Source organism: Cryobacterium sp. AP23 (assembly GCF_054075385.1).
Genome location: NZ_CM133415.1, coordinates 2237987 through 2255557 on the forward strand (window position 1 = coordinate 2237987; position 17571 = coordinate 2255557).

The window sequence follows — 17571 nt, forward strand, 5'->3', positions numbered from 1 at the left end:
TCGCCCGCCGAACGGCGACCGGTGTTGCGCCCCGGCCGGCCAGCCCGCACAATTCAGGAACCGGTCGAGGCGCGGGGCGCTCGCCCCTGAGGAGAGGAACCCATGCCAGTCGAGAACAACACCCGTGCCCTGGAGCCCGAGATCGTCACCGATTTTCGCGAACGGATGAGTTACGGCGGCTACCTCGACCTGGACACGCTGCTCTCGGCGCAGAAACCGGTGAGCACGCCGGAGCACCACGACGAGCTCTTGTTCATCATCCAGCACCAGACCACCGAGCTCTGGCTCAAGCTCGTGCTGCACGAGCTGCGCGCGGCCGCCGAGCACCTGCGGCACGACCGCCTGCCGCCGGCGCTCAAGGGCATCGCCAGGGTCAAGCACATCCAGCGCACCCTCACCGAGCAGTGGTCGGTGCTCGCCACCCTGACCCCCACCGAATACGCCCAGTTCCGGGACTTCCTCGGCAGCTCCTCGGGGTTCCAGTCGTACCAGTACCGGGCGGTGGAGTTCGTGCTCGGCAACAAGCATCCGCGCATGCTCGAGGTCTTCGCGAACGACGCCGAGGCCCTCGCGCTCCTGACCGAGGTGTACCAGGCGCCGAGCATCTACGACGAGTTCCTGCGCTACCTGCACCGGCAGGGCCACGACATCCCCAAGGCGGTGCTCGACCGTGACGTGACCGAGGCCTGGGTGCTGCACCCCGAACTGGTGCATACCTTCCGTGGCATATATGAGAACGAGACCGAGAACTGGACCGTGTATGAGGCGTGCGAGGAGCTCGTCGACCTCGAGGACAACTTCCAACTCTGGCGCTTCCGGCACCTGAAGACCGTGCAACGCATCATCGGCATGAAGCCGGGAACCGGCGGATCCAGCGGCGCCGGGTTCCTGCAGAAGGCGCTCGAGCTCACCTTCTTCCCCGAACTGTTCGCGGTGCGCACCGAGGTGGGCCGATGACGCCGGTGTACCCCGGTTTCCTGGACGCGCACGTCCACCTCGCGCTGATCGACCCGGCCCGGCTCGCCGCCGGCGGTATCGGCCGGGTGCTCGACCTCGGCGGCTGGACGCCCGGTGCGGCGGCAGCGGATGCGGCCGGCCCTGCGACCGTACCGACGGCGACGGAGGCGGCGCTGCCCGAGGCGCGCTTCGCCGGCCAGTTCCTCGGCGCACCGGGCGGGTACCCCAGCCGGCAGGCCTGGGCGCCCGCGGGCAGCAGCTGCCCGGTGCCGTCGCCGGCGGAGGCGGCCGGGGCCGTGGCGCGGCAGGTCGCGGCCGGCGCGTCGGTGATCAAGGTCACCCTCAATTCCGCGGCCGGCCCGGTACTCTCCGCCGACACCCTCGCGGCCATCGTGGCCGCCGCACACGAGCGGATGCTGCCCGTCGCCGCCCACACCGAGGGGCCCGGCCAGGCCGCGGCCGCGTTCACCGCCGGGGTCGACCTGCTCGCCCACACCCCGTTCACCGAGCGCCTGCCGGATCACCTGATCATCGCCATGGCCGGCCGGATGACCTGGATCAGCACCCTGGACATCCACGGCTGGGGCACGCCGACCGCCGCGTTCCCTCTCGCGAGCGACAACCTGGCCCGTTTCCATCGCGCCGGCGGCCGGGCGCTCTACGGCACCGACCTTGGCAACGGACCGCTGCCGGTCGGCCTCAACCGGCGTGAGATCGCGGCGTTGCTGGCCTGCGGCCTCTCCCCCGACGACGTGCTCGCCGCGCTCACCGCCGACTTTCCGGGCTTCCCCGCCGGGCCCGGCGCGCCCGCCGACCCGGCCCGGTCAACCCGGCCCGGCACATCCGCCCGCGTGGACACCCGCCCGGCCGGGCCCGACCGGGTTACCGTTATAGCCGGCGACCGCCCCATTGACCCGCGCGACCTGGCCGGTTTCACGGACTGGCTGCTCGGCGCCCGCTCACTGACCGCCCGCTCGCTCACCCGGACCGAACTCGAGGACCTCCGATCATGACCCAGCACGATACCGCGGCACCAGAGGGCACCGGCCTGGACGCCCACCTCGCTTTCGCCCGCCGGATGGACCGGATCGACGGCCTGGCGCACTACCGCCGCCGGTTCGTCGGCCTCGACGACGCCACGCTCGCCGCCGGCGCCACCGCCGGTGAACCGGCGCAGTCGGTCGTGTACCTGGACGGCAACTCCCTCGGCCGCCCCACCATCGCCAGCGTGCAACGCATCACCGAGTTCCTCGGCACCGCCTGGGGCAACCGGCTGATCCGCGGCTGGGACGACGAGTGGATGCAGCTGCCGCTGACCATCGGCGACGCGCTGGGCAAGGCCGCCCTCGGCGCCGGTCCCGGCCAGGTGTTCATCGGCGACTCCACCACCGTCACGCTCTACAAGCTCGCCCGCGCCGCGGTGGACTCACTGCCGGCCCGGAGCGAGATCGTGCTCGACACCGACAATTTCCCCACCGACCGGTACGTGCTCGCCGGCATCGCCGCCGAGCGCGGCCTCACCCTGCGCTGGATCGACTCCGGCACCACCGCCGGGGTCACCGTTGACCAGGTGCGCGCCGCCGTGGGCCCGCAGACCGCGCTCGTGGTGCTCAGCCACGTCGCCTACCGCTCCGGCTACCTCGCCGATGTGCCCGCGATCACCGCCGCCGTGCACGAGGCCGGCGCCCTGGTGCTCTGGGACCTCTGCCACTCGGTCGGCTCGGTGCCGGTGAACCTCGACCTCGACGACGTCGACCTGGCCGTGGGCTGCAGCTACAAGTACCTCAACGGCGGGCCGGGCGCCCCGGCGTTCGGGTACGTGCGCACCGAACTGCAGCCCGACCTGACACAGCCGATCCAGGGCTGGATGGGCGCCGCGGATGTGTTCGCGATGGGGCCGGCGTACGTGCCCGCCGCGGGCATCCGCCGGTTCCTAAGCGGAACGCCCGCGATCGTGGGCATGCTCGCGATGCAGGACACCATCCAGATGATCGACGAGGTGGGCATCGACCAGATCCGCGCCAAGTCGGTCGCGCTCACCGAATACGCCCTCGAACTGGTGGATGCCTGGCTGGTGCCGCTCGGCGTCACGGTCGCGTCGCCGCGCGAGCACACCCACCGCGGCGGCCACCTCACCGTGAACCACCCCGCGATGCGGCAGGTCACCCGGATCCTGTGGGAGCACGACGTGATCCCCGACTTCCGGGCGCCGGAGGGCCTGCGGATCGGACTGTCGCCGTTGAGCACCAGCTTCGTGGAGACCTACGACGGCGTCGCGGCGATCCGCGACGTGCTCCGCGGCATCCTGCTCGGCCAGGCCGGGCTCGGGCCCGTCGCGGGCCTGTAGAATCGACGCATCCGCCCCCGACGTCTTACGGAGTGAGCCATGCCAACCATCGTCGTAGAAGTTATGCCCAAGGCAGAACTGCTCGATCCCCAGGGCAAGGCCGTCGCCGGCGCCCTCCGCCGCCTGGGCAAGACCGACTTCACCGGCGTGCGCGTCGGCAAGCGGTTCGAACTCACCTTTGACGGGGCCGCGGATGCCGCGCTGCTCGCCGAGGTGCAGGAACTCGCCGACACCGTGCTCTGCAACACCGTGATCGAGGATGTCACCGGCATCTTCGTGCTCGAGGCCGCCGCCGGGGAAACGCACTGATGCGCATCGGCGTCGTCACCTTCCCGGGCTCGCTCGACGACCGCGACGCCCAGCGCGCCATCCGCCTGGCCGGCGCCGAGCCGGTCGCCCTGTGGCACGGCGAGCACGACCTGCACGGCGTGGACGCCCTCGTTCTGCCCGGCGGCTTCAGTTACGGCGATTACCTGCGCGCCGGCGCGATCGCCAGCCTCTCGCCGATCATGGCCGAGGTCATCGACGCCGCCAACAAGGGGATGCCCGTGCTCGGCATCTGCAACGGGTTCCAGATGCTCACCGAGGCGCACCTGCTCGAGGGCGGGCTCATCCGCAACGAGGCCGGCGCGTTCGTCTGCCGCGACCAGCGCCTGCGCATCGAGAACAGCTCTACGGACTGGACCGGCGGCTTCACCGACAAGCAGGAGATCACCATCCCGCTGAAGAACGGTGAGGGCGGCTTCATCGCGTCGACCGAGACCCTGGCCCGCCTCGAGGGCGAGGGCCGCGTCATCGCCCGCTACCTCGACGTGAACCCCAACGGGTCGCTGAACGACATCGCCGGCGTCACCAACGCCCGCGGCAACGTCGTGGGCCTGATGCCGCACCCCGAACACGCCGTGGAGCCCGGCTTCGGCCCCGACACCGCCCTGGCGATGCGCAGCGGCGTGGACGGCCTGGCGTTCTTCACCTCGGTGATCGAGCGCTCGCTGGTCAACGCGTAGCTTTCCCTGCGCCGAGTTGCCCTGGTACGGACGAATTGCCCCGGTGCGCCGGGGCAATTCGTCCGTTAAGGGGCAGCTCGGCGATTGTGCCCGCGGGTTCCAACCTTCGACGGATGCTCCGACCGGCCGGACCTGACAGGCTGGAGTCTGACCTGCCCGCCGACCACGTCCAGGAGTTGTCCCCGTGTCTCCCCGCCTGCTCTATCGCACCCTTGCCATCGCCGAGTCCGTCACCTGGACCCTCCTGATCGTGGGGATGCTGCTCAAGTACGTGTTCGCCCCCGGCGAGTTCGGCGACGGCGCCGTGCGGGTGGCCGGTTTCGTGCACGGCCTGGTGTTCCTGGCCTATGGCATCGCCGCCGTGCTCGTGGGCGTGAACCAGCACTGGCGGCCCCGGCTGATGCTCGTCGCCGTCGCCACCGCCGTGGTGCCCTACGCCACGATCCCGTTCGACCGCTGGCTCGAGCGCCGCGACCTGCTCGACGGCGGCTGGCGCCGTGAGGCCACGGACGACCCCCGCGACCACACCCTGGTGAGCCGGCTGCTGCGCTTCGGCCTCGCTCGCCCGGCGTTGCTGGCATCCGTTCTCGTGGTGGGCCTGGCCGCCGTCTTCACAACCCTGCTGGTGATGGGCACGCCCGGCGGCGGCGCCTGACCCACCGCCCCCGGCTCCCTGACTCGAACTCCCCTGACTGGCCCACTTTTGCTAGTGCAACAGGCCAGTCGACTAGCGAAAGTGGGCCAGTCATGAAGGTTGACCCGGAGAGCAGCCCGAGACTGGCCCACTTTTGCTAGTGCAACAGGCCCCGCGACTAGCAAAAATGGGCCAGTCATGGTGGGCGGGGGCTTTGTGGAGGCGGCGGGATCGCCGCCGGAGGGCGGGGGCGCCGGGTAGACTTGCCCGGTCAAGCATCCGCTATCTCTGGGAGAACGCCACTCGTGACCGCTGTTTCCAACACTTCCTCCCGCGGCGTCGCTGACACCGTGACCAATGCCCTCGCGACGCCCGAGAAGGAGCAGCCGTACGGCGCCCTTGGGTTGACGGATGGCGAGTACGCGTCGATCCGCGAGATCCTGGGCCGCCGCCCCACCTCGGGTGAGCTCGCGATGTACTCCGTGATGTGGAGCGAGCACTGCTCCTACAAGAGCTCGAAGAAGTACCTGCGCCAGTTTGGCGACAAGGTCTCCCCCGCCATGAAGAAGAACCTGATGGTGGGCATGGGCGAGAACGCCGGCGTGCTCGACGTGGGCGAGGGCTGGGCCGTCACCTTCAAGATCGAGTCGCACAACCACCCCTCCTACATCGAGCCGTTCCAGGGTGCCGCGACCGGCGTCGGCGGCATCGTGCGCGACATCATCTCGATGGGCGCCCGCCCGGTCGCCGTGATGGACGCCCTCCGCTTCGGCGACATCAACGACCCCGACACCGCCCGGGTCGTGCACGGCGTGGTCTCCGGCATCAGCTTCTACGGCAACTGCCTCGGCCTGCCCAACATCGGCGGCGAGACCTGGTTCGACTCCGTCTACCAGGGCAACCCGCTGGTCAACGCGCTCTCCGTTGGCGTGCTGCGGCACGAGGACCTGCACCTGGCCAACGCCTCCGGCGCCGGCAACAAGGTGGTGCTCTTCGGAGCACGCACCGGCGGCGACGGCATCGGCGGCGCATCCATTCTGGCCTCGGACACCTTCAGCGAGGGCGGCCCGACCAAGCGCCCCGCCGTGCAGGTGGGCGACCCCTTCGCCGAGAAGGTGCTCATCGAGTGCTGCCTCGAGCTGTACCGCGAGAAGCTCGTCGAGGGCATCCAGGACCTGGGCGCCGCGGGCATCTCCTGCGCCACCAGCGAGCTGGCCTCCAACGGCGACGGCGGCATGTACATCCAGCTGGAGAAGGTGCTGCTGCGCGACCCGTCGTTGACCGCCGAAGAGATCCTGATGAGCGAGAGCCAGGAACGCATGATGGCCGTCGTCACGCCGGAGAAGCTCGCCGGCTTCCTCGCCGTGGTGGAGAAGTGGGACGTGGAGACCAGCGTGCTCGGCGAGGTCACCGACTCGGGCCGCCTGATCATCGACTTCCACGGTGAAGAGATCGTCAACGTCGACCCGCGCACCGTCGCCGTCGACGGCCCGGTCTACGACCGCCCGGTGGCCTACCCCACCTGGATCGACGCCCTGCAGGCCGACACCGCCTCCGCCCTGCCCCGCTTGACGGATGCCGCGACCCTGCAGGAGCAGTTCCTCGCCCTGCTCGGCTCGCCGAACCTGGCCGACCCGAGCTGGATCACCGACCAGTACGACCGTTACGTGATGGGCAACACCGCCCTGTCTTTCCCGGACGACGCCGGCATGGTCCGCATCGATGAGGAGTCCGGCCTCGGCTTCGTCATCGCCACCGACGCGAACGGTCGTTACTGCCAGCTCGACCCGTATCGCGGCGCGCAGCTGGCCCTCGCCGAGGCGTACCGCAACGTGGCCGTCACCGGCGCCGTGCCGGTGGGCATCAGCGACTGCCTCAACTTCGGCTCGCCGGAGAACCCCGAGGTCATGTGGCAGTTCTCCCAGGCCGTTGAGGGCCTGGCGGATGGCTGTCTCGAGCTGGAGATCCCGGTCACCGGCGGCAACGTGTCCTTCTACAACCAGACCGGCGACCAGCCGATCCACCCGACCCCGGTCGTGGCCGTGCTCGGCGTGATCGACGACGTCGCCCGCCGGGTGCCCAGCGGCTGGCAGGACGACGGACACAACATCTACCTGCTCGGCATCACCCGCGAGGAGCTCGACGGCTCCGCGTGGAGCGCCGTGGTGCACGACCACCTCGGCGGCGTGCCGCCCGTGGTGGACCTCGGCCGTGAGGCCGACCTCGCCGGCCTGCTGCACGCCGCGTCGATCGAGGCGCTCATCGACAGCGCGCACGACCTCTCGACGGGTGGCCTGGCGCAGGCCCTCGCCGAGGCCGTGCTCCGGTTCGGTGTGGGCGCCCGGGTCTGGCTCGGCGACATTCTCGAGCGTGACGGCATCGACGCATCCGTCGCCCTGTTCTCGGAGTCGACCGGCCGGGTCCTGGTGTCGGTGCCCCGTGAGGACGACGTCAAGTTCCTCGGCCTCTGCGAAGGCCGCGACTACCCGGTGCTGCGCATCGGCGTGACGGATGCGACCGCTCCGGTCCTGGAGATCCAGGACTACTTCACCGTGCCGCTCACGGAGCTGCAGTCGCGTCACCGCAGCACGCTGCCGAACGCGTTCGCGTAACCACCCTGGCCAGTTACCTCGAAATGCCCCTTTCCCGCGCGGGAAGGGGCATTCGTGTGTTCGGCGCGCCAGACGGGGCGCTGGCGGCGGCGGAACGTCAGTGGCGGCGGCGGAGCGCGGAACGCGGCGGGAGCGCGGCCAGGGCGGCGTTGTAGCGCATCCGCGGCGGCTCGGCGGCGAGGCCGTCGAGGAACGCCGGAGACGGGTTGGCCAGCGGGAACGCCGTGACCAGGCGCATCCGCCCGCCCTCACGGACACCGTAAATCAGGGCCGCGCTGGAGTGGCCGGGGGCGCTCACCACGATGGTGCGAAAACAGGTCGCGGCGGCGCCCACCGCGGAACCGTCGGTGCCCGGAACCTCGTCGTCGATGACCAACACGTCTCCGCGCCTGGCCGACAGATGCGCCAGGTGCGGCAGCGTCGCAGCCGTCACCCGCTGCAGCACCGTGTCGCCGGCGGCCTCAGCGGCGTCAAGCAGGAACGCGTCCGGTGTGAGGCCGAGGATCTGCGCCAGCTCGCCGTGCCGCCACCGGTCGCCCTTGAGCCCGTACGGCGTGACCACCGTCGACAGCAAATAGCCGTAGACGTGCAGCAGCCCGGCGTTGCCGATCGGCCAGGCCGCCATGCTCAGGCCGGCCGCGGCGTGCAGCTGGGCGAACTGGGCCGGCGTGATGACCGGCGACCGGGTGTTCTCGTCGATCACCGTAGACAGACCCCAGTCGTCGAAACGGCCGGCGGCGGCATCGCGGGCGATCTGGTTGAACATCATGTGCCCATCGTAGGCACCCCTGCCAAACCGGCCCGGGTTGCCGTGTTACACGCTGTACATATCGCCTTCATAGGATGAAGCACGCGGCCACCGGGGCGCTGGAACAAGGAATGGTGAACGTGCTCTCTCGCGAACGGGTGCTGGTGTTCGACTTCGACGGGACCGTCGCCCTCGGGCACGGACCGGTCCGCTCCTATGCGCGCGCCGTCGCCGCCACGCTGCCCGCAGGGCAGGCGAGCGCCTTCCTGGGCAGCTTCGAAACCCGCCTGGACGCGCCCGGCGCCACTGCTGACGCCGCCCCGATCGACGGCTACGACCTGGTGCGGATGCTCGCGGAATCCTACGACGTGCCCGCGGGAGCGCGCAGCAGCGCCTACCTGACCAGCCGGCTCGACCTCGCCACGTCCGCCGCACCGGTGATCGCACCGGCCGGACTGGCCGGGTTCCTGGCCGAGGCCGGCACCACCGCCTACCGGGTGCTCGCGACGAATGCCCCCGACATCCGCATCGAGGAGGCACTGGCCGCCCTGGGCCTCACCGACGCCTTCGACGCCGTGCACACCTCTGTCGGCAAGCCGGCCGGGTTCGGCGCGGTGCTCGACGACCTCATCGACCGGCTGCCCGGCTCCGCGGATCCCGCCGGCGGACTGCTCAGCATCGGCGACATCTGGGCGAACGACCTCGAACCCGCCCACCGCCGCGGTGCGAGCACGGCCCTGGTCGGCGGGCACCTGCCGGTGGACGCCGCCCCGACCCACCGGGCCGAGCAGCTGCACGAGCTCTACCCTGCGCTGCACGGCTGGCTCGGGTCCTAGGCTCGGGCGAGAACGTACTGCTCGATCACGTGCTCGGCGATGGCCATCGAGGATGTCGCCGCCGGGGACGGGGCGTTGCGCAGGAGCGTGACCGGCCCGACCTGGTCGACCGCGAAGTCGTCCAGGAGGGTGCCGTCCCGGCCCCAGGCCTGGGCGCGCACCCCGGCGGCGGACTTGCTGGTGAGGTCCGTCATCCGCAGTTCCGGGATGAACCGGCGGGCCTTGCGGAAGTAGAGCGGCTTCACCAGCGACCCGCTGACCTCCTCGATGCCCATCCGCCAGTGGTGCCTGGCCAACGCGGCCGCACCCGGCCAACGCAGCGAGTCCCAGGTGTCCCGGGGCGACAGGGTCAGCCAGGTGTAGCCCTCCCGGGCCAGCGCCGGTACCGCGTTCGGGCCCACGTGCACGTCATCGTAGACGCCGCGGGTGAAGTGCACGCCGAGGAACGGGAAGCGCGGGTCGGGCACCGGGTAAATCATGCCGCGCACGAGGTCGGTGCGGGCGGGATCCAACGCCCAGTACTCGCCCCGGAAGGGGAGGATCTTCGGCGACGGGTCGGCGCCGACGAGGCGCGCCACCACGTCGGATTGCAGCCCGGCGCAGGCGATCACGCGGTCGAAGACCTGCTCGCCGGCGGAGGTGCGCACCCGCACGGTGCCCCGGTCGATCTGCAGCGCCACGACCTCCTGGCCGGTGCGGATGCCGCCGCCGTTGCCGCGGACATCCTCGGCCATCGCCTCGGTGATCGCGGTGTAGTCCACGGCCGCGGTGTGCGGCGAGTGCACCGCGGCGATGCCCGCCACGTGCGGTTCGATCGCGCGGATGCCGGCGTGGCCGTCGATGCGGGCCAGGTCGGGCACCCCGTTGGCGAGGGCACGTCGTTCGATCTCGGCCAGGGCAGGCAGCTCGGAGGCGTCGACCGCGACGACGAGTTTGCCCACCTCCCGGTAGGGCAGGTTCTTCTCGGCGCAGTAGTCGCGGAGGCTGAGCCGCCCCGCGGCACACAATTGCGCCTTGAGCGTGCCGGGTTGGTAGTAGAGTCCGGCGTGCACCACCCCGGAGTTGCGCCCGGTCTGGTGCGCGGCGAGGCGGTCCTCCTTCTCGAACACCGTCACCTCGCCCAGGTCCCGCAGCGCCAGGGCACGCGCAATGGCGATCCCCACGATGCCGCCGCCGATGATCGCGATGCGCTGGCCCATAACCGTCCGTTCTGATCCGCCCGTGGCGGAACACCGGTTCGGCGAACCCCGCACGTTGGCATCCTGCCCCCGCACCATTGCCCGGGCAATGGGCACAACTCCTGCTATTTCCCCGGCCGCGGGCATCGGCTGCCGCAATCACGGGGCCGCGCGCCTCGACGACGGAATTCTGCAGGAGTTATGCTCCCGGCCCGGGTTCGGGGCTGCGGGTCAGGCCGGGAGGGGGAAGGGGGCGTCGACGAGGGCCTCGGTGCGGGTGAAGAGGCGGGCGGCGACGCCGCGGTCACGCGAGGTGCGAGTGGGACGCTCCCGGGCGGGCGCTCCGCGGGTGAGGAAGCGCGGGCCGTAGTACTGGCCGCCGGCCGCGGCCGGGTCGATTGCGGCACGCACGATGCTCCAGGCGCCGGCATCCTTGCCCTGCGCCCCGACGAAGCCCTGCAGGGTGTCGACGAACCGCTTGGCCCGGCTGACCTCGTTGACCCCGCGGATGCCGGGGGTGAGCCCGGAGATCGAGTAGCCGGGGTGCGCCACCAGGCTCTGCACGCCGGCCGGGCCGCCCAGGCCCGCCTCGCGGAGCCGGCGGTCGAGTTCGAAGCCGAACACCTGCATCGCGATCTTGGACTGCGCGTAGGCCTTCCAGTTGTTGTAGCTGACCTCGAGCTGCAGGTCGTCGAGGGCGGAGTCGAGCAGCCGGGAGATGATCGAGCCGAGTGACACCACCCGGCTGCCCGGGGTGCGCTGCAGCACCGGCAGCACGAGGCTGGTGAGCAGGAAGTGACCGGTGAAGTTCGTGGCCAGCACGAGTTCGGTGCCGTCCAGGCTCACCGCGCGGTCCACGGGCGGATGCACGATGCCGGCGTTGAGGATCAGGCCGTCCAGCCGCGGGAGTTCGAGCATACGTTCCGCGGCGGTGCGCACCGACGTGAGGTCGGCCACGTCGAGGTCGAGGGTCGACACCGAGGCGCCGGGAACGCGCCGGCGGATGGCCGCGACTGCCGCGGCCGCCTTGGCCGGGTTGCGGCAGGCCAGGACCACGTGGCCGCCGGCTCGGGCCAGCTGTTCGCTGGTGTGGTAGCCCAGGCCCGCGTTGGCGCCGGTGACGAGGAAGGTGCGGCCGGACTGGTCGGGCAGGGCCCGCGGGTTCCAGCTCACGCGGAGGCGTCGGGGTGGGCCGGGTCGGCGTCGGTGGCCGCCGCGCCGGTCGTGTCGGTCGTCGGGGCCGTGCCGGTCGTCGGGGCCGTGCCGGTCGTCGGGGCCGGGCCGGCCGCCCGGGCAGCGCCGGAGGAGTCGCCGGCGATCTTCTCGTGGTGGTGGATGACCTCGGCGATGATGAAGTTGAGGAACTTCTCGGCGAACGCGGGGTCGAGCCGGGCCTCCTCGGCCAGGCCGCGCAGGCGCTGGATCTGCAGGAACTCGCGGGCCGGATCGGCCGGCGGCAGGCCGTGCTCGGCCTTCAGCCGGCCCACCCCCTGGGTGAACTTGAACCGCTCGGCGAGCAGGTGGATGAGCGCGGCATCGATGTTGTCGATGCTCTGCCGAATGCTCTGCAATTCGTTGATCGCATCCTGCCCCGCACCCGCGGGCAATTCCTCGTTTACAGCCATGCCTTTACGATATTGCACCCGCCCGGATACCCGCGCCGGCGCCGGCGCCCTCGGGCCAGTTCCCCGGCATAACTCCTGCAATTCGTCCCGACCGCGGATGCCCGACCCCGGAATTCCGGGGCACGGCATCCGCTCGGCAGAAAATTGCAGGAGTTGTGCTCAGGCGGTGCGGGGCAGCGCCACGGGCAGGCGCAGGCGCTTCTGGGTGAGCAGGATGCCCAGCAGCACCAGCAGTGCGCCGACGGGCTCGTGCCAGGAGAAGGTCTCGGCGAGCACGAGCACCCCGAGCACCACACCGACCACCGGGGTGACGTAGGTGACCGTCGACGTCGTCGTCGGCCCCCAGGCGCGCAGCACGTTGATGTGCCAGATGTAGGCGAACCCGGTCCCGAGCACCCCGAGGGTGAGCAGGCTGAGCACGATCGGCACGCTCAGGGCCACCGGCTGCCAGGCCAGCACCGGCGTGAGCACCAGCATCACGACGCCGGCCAGGCCGATGTTGAGGAACGCGAACGTGGTGCCGGCGATGGGCCGGCCGCTGAGGTACTTGCGGGTGTACCCGAAGGTGAAGCCGTAGCAGAGCGCCGCGCCCAGGCAGGCGAGCTGCCCCCAGAGGTCACCGGTCAGTTCGGAGTACTGCCACGGCGCGATGATCACGACCACGCCCATGATGCCGATCAGCACGCCGATCACCTGGTCGCGGGCGAGCTTTTCGACCCGGAACACGGCGGTGACCATCAGCGCCGTCATGATCGGCGTGACGGCGTTGTAGATGCTGGCCAGGCTCGACGACACGTACTGCTCCGCCCAGGCGAACAGCAGGTGCGGGATGGCGCATCCGGTGAGCGCGATCACCAGGAAGTGCACCCAGACGATGCCCTCCCGTGGCAGCACCGGACCGTTGTTCACCCGCGGCCGGGTGGCCAGCACGATCAGGCCGAGGGTGAGCCCGCCGAGCACCAGGCGGGACCAGGCGACCTGGCCGAAGCTGACGCCGTCGAGGGCGATTTTCATGAAGAGGAAGCTGGCACCCCAGACCACGCCCATCCCGAGGAATTGCAGGACGACTCGGGGGCTTCTGGGGCTGGAAATCTCACTCACCAGCCGACCCTAGCCCACCGGCGGCGGGCACTGCGGGCGGCCGGGGCCACCGCGACCGCGATGTCTGAAAATCGCGGACGGATGACCGGAATCAGCCGGGGGTAACCCGGGTGCGCGCGGTGCGCGGGTCGCTGTAGGTGAGCGGTTTGCCGAGGTAGCCGTCGAGGCGCTTGTGCAGGCCGGCCTCCACGACGGGCCACTCGTCGGCGAGCACCGAGTACACCGCGGTGTCGCGCCAGGAGCCGTCGGCCCGGCGTTGCACCCGACGGTTGATGCCCTCGAATTGCGCGCCGATGCCGAGGATCGCCGCACGGGAGCGGGAGTTGAGCACGTCGGACTGGATCTTGACCCGGCCGAAGCCGTGGTCGAAGGCAGCGCCGAGCATCAGCAGCTTGGTCTCCGGGTTCACCGCGGTGCCCCACACCTGCGGGGCGTACGCGGTCCAGCCCAGGTGCAGCGCCTCGTTGGGCAGGTCGATGTCGCCCAGGGTGGAGGTGCCGACCAGGTCGCCGGCGTGCGGGCCGGAGACCACCCGCACGGCGTAGGGCAGCGCATCCCACTGGTAGTACTTCTCGGCGAAGGCGATGAAGGTGTCGAGGTCGGCCGGCAACCCGTGCGGGCCGCCGCCGTAGCCGCCGGCGAACACTGCCGGATGCGCGATCGCCCGGTGCAGCTCCGGCAGGTGGGCACGGCTGAGCCGCTCAAGGCTCACGAAACGCCCGGTCATCAGCTTCGCGTCGGGAAGGTGCGCACTCACGTGGTCGGTCCTCTCTGCCGAACCGTGACGTAGGCCCCGAAAACTCGACGTTTTCGGGGCCCAGCTCACGGTTCTTAGTGCTGCGAAGTTAGTCGATGAGGTCGTGACGCGTCAAGATCGCTTCACGGTCCGGGCCGACCCCGATCGCGGAGATGCGGGCACCGCTCATGTCCTCGAGCGCGAGGACGTAGTCCTGCGCGTTCTTGGGCAGGTCTTCGAAGGTGCGCACGTGGGTGATGTCCTCGGTCCAGCCGGGGAATTCCTCGTAGACGGGCTTGGCGTGGTGGAAGTCGGACTGCGAGACGGGCACCTCGTCGAAGCGCACCCCGTCGACCTCGTACGCGACGCAGACCGGGATGGTGTCCAGGCCCGTGAGCACGTCGAGCTTGGTCAGCACGAAGTCGGTGACACCGTTGATGCGGGCCGTGTAGCGGGCGATCGGGGCGTCGTACCAGCCACAGCGGCGCGGGCGGCCGGTGGTGGTGCCGAACTCGAAGCCCTTGGCGCGCAGGAACTCGCCGGAGTCGTCGAACAGTTCGGTGGGGAACGGGCCGGCGCCGACACGGGTGGTGTACGCCTTGACGACGGCGATGATGCGGTCGATCCGGTTCGGGCCGATGCCGGAACCGGTCACCGCGCCGCCGGACGTGGCGTTCGAGGACGTGACGAACGGGTAGGTGCCGTGGTCGACATCCAGCATCGTGGCCTGGCCGCCCTCGAACAGGACGGTCTTGCCGGCCGTGAGCGCCTGATGCAGCAGCAGCGCGGTGTCGGCGACCATCGGGCGCAGGCGTTCGGCGTAGCTGAGCAGGTCGTCGACGATCTCGTCGACTGTGATGGCGCGGCGGTTGTAGACCTTGACCAGCATGTGGTTCTTCTGGCCGAGCGCGCCTTCCACCTTCTGGCGGAGGATGTTCTCGTCGAACAGGTCCTGGATGCGGATGCCGACGCGGTTGATCTTGTCGGCGTAGGTCGGGCCGATGCCGCGACCGGTGGTGCCGATCTGGCGCTTGCCCAGGAACCGCTCCGTGACCTTGTCCATGGTGCGGTGGTACTGGGTGATCACGTGCGCGTTGGCGCTGACACGGAGCTTGGACACGTCGACGCCGCGTGAGGTGAGCGCGTCGAGTTCCTCGAAGAGCACCTCGATGTCGACGACGACGCCGTTGGCGATCACCGGGGTGACGCCGGGGGTGAGGATGCCGGAGGGCAGCAGGTGCAACGCGTACTTCTCGTTGCCGACGACCACGGTGTGGCCGGCGTTGTTGCCGCCGTTGAACTTGACGACGTAGTCGACGCGGCTGCCGAGGAGGTCGGTGGCCTTGCCCTTACCTTCGTCGCCCCACTGGGCGCCGATCAGAACGATGGCTGGCATGGCTTAGTTTTCTCCTTGGATAAAGAAGGCGGCGGTCGGCGGGGCCGGGTCGACGCCGGGTGAGACGGGCGGAACCGCCGGGAAGATCTGGGTCTCTGCCTGGCTCGAACGCAGCCGGGTGATGACAGTGGAGTCGGCGCCGTCGAGGAACGCGGTCAGGCGCTCGTACTCGTCGGTCTCGCCGATCTCGGCCGCGGCGCGGCGGAGGGCGAAGAGCGCGCGCAGCACGCCCCGGTTGGGTTCGTGCGACCACGGGATCGGGCCCTGCCCGCGCCAGCCGGCCTTGCGCAGTGCGTCCAGGCCGCGGTGGTAGCCCACCCGGGCATAGGCGTAGGCCTCCAGCAGACGACCCTGGGCGTGGGTGGCATCGGCGAGCGTCGCCCAGGCAAGGGACGAGGTCGGATGCGCCGCCACAACGGTGGCAATATCCTGCGTCGCGGTTCGGTTGAGCGCCTCGGTCACCTCCGGTTCCGCGGGTAGGAGGGTCTCGGGCTGGTCAAGCAAATTGGCGCCGGTCACACTCGATCCTACCGCGACCCGTCTCCGAGACTCCCGCCTAGCCGTCCGAGCCGTGAGTTGAGCCCGCATCCGGGCACTTTTTCGGGGCCCCGGTCTCGGCTAGCGGGGGTCAGGCCCTGGCGATGACCCCGCGGGCGTAGTTGGCCCGGTTCTGCAGTTCGTAGAGCTGGTGGGTGCGGTCGCCGCGGGTCAGCTCGGCGGACTGGTAGGTGAAGGCGCCGTTCGTCACGGAGACCTGCATGAACCCGCTGGTGCGGGTCTCCTTCACCAGGAGGAAGAGCAGGCCGAGGAAGAAGAAGAAAAAGCCGATGACGGCGAACACGATCGCCCAGGCCGGGATGACGCGTTCCTCCCGGGTCATGTCGGTGACGAAGATCTGGGTGCCGCGGAGCGGCGCGGTGCCGGCCGGGGTGATCAGCCAGTGTTCGGAGATGTTGATGTCGCCGAACTGCACGAGCACGGGCTCCTGGCCGGCGGGCGCCCATCCACTGGGCAGGACGGCGTCGTTCGGTCCGGACGGTTCGAGTGCGCTCATGTCTCGGAGCCTAGTGGTTGGCAGGCGCCAGCCGGCCGGAAAAGGTGAACAGGATGGCGCCGACCACCTCCTGCTGGGGGCGGTCGGGATCGAAGAGCAGCCACTCCAGGCCGGCGACGAGGGCTGCACCGAAGACGCTGCTGGCCATCAGGGCGGTGGCGCCGTTCGCGGATGCCTCCGGCACGGCCTCGTCGATGGCCGCGGCGAACTCGGCGAGGGCTTCGTGCCGGAAGGCGAACGAGGTCTCCCGCCAGGCCCGGTCGGTGCGGAAGATGTCACCGGCGATGACCTTGGCCAGGGCGGTGTTCGAGGCGATCCGACCGAGCAGGGTGGTGACCAGCGCCTCGAGGGCCGCAGTGCCCGTCTTGCCCCGGCGGGCCTCCTGCAGTGCCTCGGTCAGGGCGCTCATGCCCTCCTGGAGCAGCCCCTCGAACAGCTTGTCCTTGGAGGCGAAGTTGTAATACAGGCTGCCCTTGGCCACCCCGGCCCGTTCGGCCACGTCGTCCATGGTCGTGCCGGTGATGCCGCGCTCACCGGCCAGTTGCAGGGCGGCGTCGAAAATCAGCCGCTTCGTTCCGGTCACCCGTGTCATGCCGACTCCTTGATTCTGTACTGACTAGTCAGTATAGTTGTGCTTCGGCACCCGCTGCAATGGAGCACGCCGCCCGGACGCACCGTCCGGCTCCCGGGAGCCGCCCCACCTCACCGAAGGCAGCCGCATGCGCATCACGCTCAGCAACGTCACCAAGGGCCCGAAGGATTCGGCCCTCCCCCTCACCTCGCTCGAATTCGAGTCCGGCGCCGTCACCCTGGCCCGGGCCGAGACCGAACGGCGCCCCACCGTGCTCGGCCTCATCGCGTCCGGCCGGATGCGGCCGGATTCCGGCACCGTCACGCTCGACGGCCACACCGACTACGCCGGCCTCCGCCGCTACCTCGCCCTCGTCGACGCCCTCGGCGTCTCCGAACCCGCGGCCGACGTCACCGTCGCGGAGGTCGTCTCGGAGGAACTCATGTTCGCCGGGCGGCTCGGCCACCGCCGCGCCGTCGCGGTGGTGCTTGACGAGCTCGGCCTGACCGACCAGTCCCGCGCCAACATGGCCGACCTCGCCCCCGATTCGCGCATCCGCCTGCTCACCGAGCTGGCCGTGCTGCGCGACGACGTGCGCGGCATCGTGCTCACCTCCCCCGACCGGCACGGCGGCGACCCGCTGGGCTGGTGGCAGATCGCCGGCGACCTCGCCGTGCGCGGCTACGCCGTGCTCGTCATCGCCGGCGACGCATCCGCCCACGCCATCAACAACCTCGACCGCTCCGGAGCCGACCTGTGAAGATCTTCG

Annotated in this window: 19 protein-coding genes; 9 read left to right on the forward strand and 10 right to left on the reverse strand. The window is 70.4% G+C overall.

What is annotated here, in order from left to right:
• The first annotated feature begins 102 nt into the window (after positions 1-102).
• From kynA to purL, 7 genes are all read left to right on the forward strand, one after another.
• Entirely contained in the window at positions 103-957 is an 855-nt protein-coding gene (gene kynA, locus ACU5E9_RS10570; RefSeq protein ID WP_456809870.1) for a tryptophan 2,3-dioxygenase, read from the forward strand.
• Positions 954-1970, forward strand: a complete 1017-nt coding sequence (locus ACU5E9_RS10575; RefSeq protein ID WP_456809871.1) for an amidohydrolase family protein — start codon at positions 954-956, stop codon at positions 1968-1970. Before kynA ends, ACU5E9_RS10575 begins: the two co-directional genes overlap by 4 nt.
• Entirely contained in the window at positions 1967-3304 is a 1338-nt protein-coding gene (locus tag ACU5E9_RS10580) for a kynureninase (protein ID WP_456809872.1), read from the forward strand. Before ACU5E9_RS10575 ends, ACU5E9_RS10580 begins: the two co-directional genes overlap by 4 nt.
• A gap of 39 nt (positions 3305-3343) precedes the next feature.
• Positions 3344-3613: a phosphoribosylformylglycinamidine synthase subunit PurS gene (gene purS / locus ACU5E9_RS10585; RefSeq protein ID WP_456809873.1), complete on the forward strand. Its 270-nt coding sequence runs from the start codon at positions 3344-3346 to the stop codon at positions 3611-3613.
• Complete coding sequence (gene purQ, locus ACU5E9_RS10590) at positions 3613-4311, forward strand: phosphoribosylformylglycinamidine synthase subunit PurQ (RefSeq protein WP_456809874.1); 699 nt, start codon at positions 3613-3615, stop codon at positions 4309-4311. Before purS ends, purQ begins: the two co-directional genes overlap by 1 nt.
• Before the next feature lie 184 nt (positions 4312-4495).
• Positions 4496-4966, forward strand: a complete 471-nt coding sequence (locus ACU5E9_RS10595; protein ID WP_456809875.1) for a DUF3817 domain-containing protein — start codon at positions 4496-4498, stop codon at positions 4964-4966.
• Positions 4967-5250: 284 nt separating this feature from the next.
• On the forward strand, positions 5251-7557 hold the full coding sequence (gene purL / locus ACU5E9_RS10600) for a phosphoribosylformylglycinamidine synthase subunit PurL (protein WP_456809876.1): 2307 nt from the start codon (positions 5251-5253) through the stop codon (positions 7555-7557).
• Between the two features lie 97 nt (positions 7558-7654).
• Here purL and ACU5E9_RS10605 read toward each other — a convergent pair whose 3' ends face one another.
• Entirely contained in the window at positions 7655-8326 is a 672-nt protein-coding gene (locus ACU5E9_RS10605; protein ID WP_456809877.1) for an amino acid deaminase, read from the reverse strand.
• Between the two features lie 74 nt (positions 8327-8400).
• Between ACU5E9_RS10605 and ACU5E9_RS10610 the strand changes: the two genes are divergently transcribed.
• Positions 8401-9141, forward strand: coding sequence for an HAD family hydrolase (locus ACU5E9_RS10610; RefSeq protein WP_456809878.1), 741 nt, complete (start codon positions 8401-8403; stop codon positions 9139-9141).
• Here the strand turns inward: ACU5E9_RS10610 and lhgO are convergent.
• The 9 genes from lhgO to ACU5E9_RS10655 all read right to left on the reverse strand — a co-directional run bounded on the left by lhgO (position 9138) and on the right by ACU5E9_RS10655 (position 16823).
• On the reverse strand, positions 9138-10340 hold the full coding sequence (gene lhgO / locus ACU5E9_RS10615; protein WP_456809879.1) for an L-2-hydroxyglutarate oxidase: 1203 nt from the start codon (positions 10338-10340) through the stop codon (positions 9138-9140). The two genes, ACU5E9_RS10610 and lhgO, sit on opposite strands and share 4 nt — an antisense overlap.
• A gap of 210 nt (positions 10341-10550) precedes the next feature.
• Positions 10551-11492, reverse strand: a complete 942-nt coding sequence (locus ACU5E9_RS10620; RefSeq protein WP_456809880.1) for an SDR family NAD(P)-dependent oxidoreductase — start codon at positions 11490-11492, stop codon at positions 10551-10553.
• Entirely contained in the window at positions 11489-11944 is a 456-nt protein-coding gene (locus ACU5E9_RS10625; protein ID WP_456809881.1) for a chorismate mutase, read from the reverse strand. The genes ACU5E9_RS10620 and ACU5E9_RS10625 overlap by 4 nt, the downstream gene beginning before the upstream one ends.
• Before the next feature lie 159 nt (positions 11945-12103).
• Complete coding sequence (locus tag ACU5E9_RS10630; protein ID WP_456809882.1) at positions 12104-13045, reverse strand: DMT family transporter; 942 nt, start codon at positions 13043-13045, stop codon at positions 12104-12106.
• A gap of 91 nt (positions 13046-13136) precedes the next feature.
• Positions 13137-13802: a GNAT family N-acetyltransferase gene (locus ACU5E9_RS10635; protein ID WP_456809883.1), complete on the reverse strand. Its 666-nt coding sequence runs from the start codon at positions 13800-13802 to the stop codon at positions 13137-13139.
• Positions 13803-13890: 88 nt separating this feature from the next.
• Complete coding sequence (locus tag ACU5E9_RS10640; RefSeq protein WP_456809884.1) at positions 13891-15177, reverse strand: adenylosuccinate synthase; 1287 nt, start codon at positions 15175-15177, stop codon at positions 13891-13893.
• Between the two features lie 3 nt (positions 15178-15180).
• The gene (locus ACU5E9_RS10645) at positions 15181-15696 is read right to left on the reverse strand and encodes a DUF3151 domain-containing protein (RefSeq protein WP_456809885.1); all 516 of its coding nucleotides are present in this window, start codon (positions 15694-15696) and stop codon (positions 15181-15183) included.
• A gap of 109 nt (positions 15697-15805) precedes the next feature.
• The gene (locus ACU5E9_RS10650; RefSeq protein ID WP_456809886.1) at positions 15806-16231 is read right to left on the reverse strand and encodes a hypothetical protein; all 426 of its coding nucleotides are present in this window, start codon (positions 16229-16231) and stop codon (positions 15806-15808) included.
• Positions 16232-16241: 10 nt separating this feature from the next.
• Complete coding sequence (locus ACU5E9_RS10655; RefSeq protein WP_456809887.1) at positions 16242-16823, reverse strand: TetR/AcrR family transcriptional regulator; 582 nt, start codon at positions 16821-16823, stop codon at positions 16242-16244.
• Positions 16824-16950: 127 nt separating this feature from the next.
• Here ACU5E9_RS10655 and ACU5E9_RS10660 point away from each other — a divergent pair, with 127 nt between their 5' ends.
• On the forward strand, positions 16951-17562 hold the full coding sequence (locus ACU5E9_RS10660) for a hypothetical protein (RefSeq protein WP_456809888.1): 612 nt from the start codon (positions 16951-16953) through the stop codon (positions 17560-17562).
• Positions 17563-17571: the final 9 nt, after the last annotated feature.

Bases quoted from the DNA above. Each gene is read 5' to 3' on its own strand.
- lhgO (WP_456809879.1), bottom strand. From the start codon at position 10,340: ATGGGCCAGCGCATCGCGATCATCGGCGGCGGCATCGTGGGGATCGCC.
- ACU5E9_RS10580 (WP_456809872.1), top strand. From the start codon at position 1,967: ATGACCCAGCACGATACCGCGGCACCAGAGGGCACCGGCCTGGACGCC.
- ACU5E9_RS10650 (WP_456809886.1), bottom strand. From the start codon at position 16,231: ATGAGCGCACTCGAACCGTCCGGACCGAACGACGCCGTCCTGCCCAGT.
- purS (WP_456809873.1), top strand. From the start codon at position 3,344: ATGCCAACCATCGTCGTAGAAGTTATGCCCAAGGCAGAACTGCTCGAT.
- ACU5E9_RS10655 (WP_456809887.1), bottom strand. From the start codon at position 16,823: ATGACACGGGTGACCGGAACGAAGCGGCTGATTTTCGACGCCGCCCTG.
- purQ (WP_456809874.1), top strand. From the start codon at position 3,613: ATGCGCATCGGCGTCGTCACCTTCCCGGGCTCGCTCGACGACCGCGAC.
- ACU5E9_RS10575 (WP_456809871.1), top strand. From the start codon at position 954: ATGACGCCGGTGTACCCCGGTTTCCTGGACGCGCACGTCCACCTCGCG.
- ACU5E9_RS10610 (WP_456809878.1), top strand. From the start codon at position 8,401: ATGAAGCACGCGGCCACCGGGGCGCTGGAACAAGGAATGGTGAACGTG.
- kynA (WP_456809870.1), top strand. From the start codon at position 103: ATGCCAGTCGAGAACAACACCCGTGCCCTGGAGCCCGAGATCGTCACC.
- ACU5E9_RS10625 (WP_456809881.1), bottom strand. From the start codon at position 11,944: ATGGCTGTAAACGAGGAATTGCCCGCGGGTGCGGGGCAGGATGCGATC.
- ACU5E9_RS10660 (WP_456809888.1), top strand. From the start codon at position 16,951: ATGCGCATCACGCTCAGCAACGTCACCAAGGGCCCGAAGGATTCGGCC.
- ACU5E9_RS10640 (WP_456809884.1), bottom strand. From the start codon at position 15,177: ATGCCAGCCATCGTTCTGATCGGCGCCCAGTGGGGCGACGAAGGTAAG.
- ACU5E9_RS10605 (WP_456809877.1), bottom strand. From the start codon at position 8,326: ATGATGTTCAACCAGATCGCCCGCGATGCCGCCGCCGGCCGTTTCGAC.